The organism is Streptosporangium sp. NPDC002524, assembly GCF_040295985.1.
Lineage (GTDB): Bacteria > Actinomycetota > Actinomycetes > Streptosporangiales > Streptosporangiaceae > Streptosporangium.
The window spans coordinates 1-1,780 of the sequence record NZ_JBEOWK010000071.1; the positions used below are offsets into that span (position 1 = coordinate 1).

1 protein-coding gene and 1 pseudogene are annotated in these 1,780 nt (G+C 35.3%); both read left to right on the top strand.

Features of this window, described 5'->3' with window-relative positions:
- Positions 1–828 (top strand): annotated as a pseudogene (locus tag ABT053_RS43255) (IS3-like element IS-LL6 family transposase); the annotation flags it as partial.
- Between the two features lie 173 nt (positions 829–1,001).
- On the top strand, positions 1,002–1,780 hold a 779-nt coding region (locus ABT053_RS43260), incomplete at its 3' end, for an Nramp family divalent metal transporter (protein ID WP_350978008.1).

The window sequence follows — 1,780 nt, forward strand, 5'->3', positions numbered from 1 at the left end:
GTGTTTTACATGTCAATCGTTCCACCTACTGTAACTTCATAAACAAGAGGCCTTCGAAGCGTGAAGTAGAAAATCAACGCTTGAGAAAATTACTCCTTGAGATTTATATGAAAGCCAAGAAAAGAATTGGAACGAGAGCTTTTAAAATCATTCTCCTGCGTGATTATGGCGTTAATATTTCTGAAGGCCGTATCTTAAGACTTCTCAAGTCTATGACACTCCCTAAAATGTCAACCATCAAACCTTGTTTTAAATCAAATAAATCTCCTGTATTTTCTTCTGATAATCTGCTTAAACAAGAATTTAACCCGAATTCCCCAAATCAAGTTTGGACAACAGATTTCACTTATATCTCTATAGGACCTAAACGACATGTTTATCTCTGTGCTATTCTTGACCTCTACTCAAGGAAATGTATTGCGTGGAAAGTAAGTGATCGAATTGATGCCAAACTCGCCTGTGACACCTTAGAGATAGCTATAAATAAGAGGAAGCCTAAGGAACCAATTATCTTTCATTCGGATCAAGGAAGCCAATTTAAATCAGCTTCCTTTAGAAAGTTATTAGATGAGCATCAATTGCTTGCTTCTTACTCCAAGCCTGGATATCCTTATGATAATGCCGTCACTGAGGTCTTTTTCAAGTATCTTAAACAACGAGAAATTAATCGCAGAACTTATCACTCCATTTAAGAAGTTCAACTCTCTTGCTTTGAATACATCGAACAATTTTATAACAATTATAATCCTCATTCCGCCAACAAGGGTTTAACTCCAAATCAGAAAGAAGAAAATTATTTTAAGAAAATATAGCTCATTTTGTGTCTAAATATTTGACATTGGTCCAGTGTACAATTGATTCATTCCGATACAAATGAAATGAAGGCAAATAATATTAAATTAGGCGATGTTTATTTTTTTTAGGTTTGCCTAATATTTTGCTTTAATTTTATAAAAAAGAGGTGTATACTTATAATATTCTTAAAGGAAGGTGGAAATATTTTGAAAGATACAACAAGTCATTCTGGTAAAGAGCACAAACCTCGATTAATTCAGCATGCGAATGGTCCCTCTTTAGAGGAAATTAACGGAACTGTCGAGGTACCCAAAGGCAAAGGCTTTTGGAAAACCCTGTTCGCCTATTCTGGACCGGGAGCATTAGTTGCTGTGGGATATATGGATCCAGGCAACTGGTCTACTTCGATTACGGGTGGGCAAAACTTCCAGTATTTATTAATGTCGGTCATTTTAATGTCTAGTTTAATTGCAATGCTATTACAATATATGGCTGCTAAATTGGGAATTGTTAGTCAAATGGATTTAGCTCAAGCAATTCGAGCGAGAACGAGTAAAAAACTAGGAATCATTTTATGGATTTTAACGGAATTAGCGATTATGGCAACAGATATTGCGGAAGTAATTGTCGCATCAATTGCTCTTTATTTACTTTTTAATATTCCGCTTGTCGTCGCAGTCTTTATTACGGTATTTGATGTTTTAATATTATTGTTGTTAACGAAAGTTGGTTTTAGAAAAATTGAAGCAATAGTTGTCTGTTTGATTTTTGTAATTCTTTTTGTGTTTGTTTATCAAGTAGCGTTGTCTGATCCTAATTGGGGGGATGTACTTAAAGGATTGGTTCCGACTGGTGAAACGTTCTCCTCTACACATTCAATTGGTGGTCAAACGCCTTTAACTGGTGCATTAGGGATTATTGGTGCAACCGTTATGCCTCATAATTTATATCTACATTCGGCTGTGTCTCAGACTCGAAAGATAAA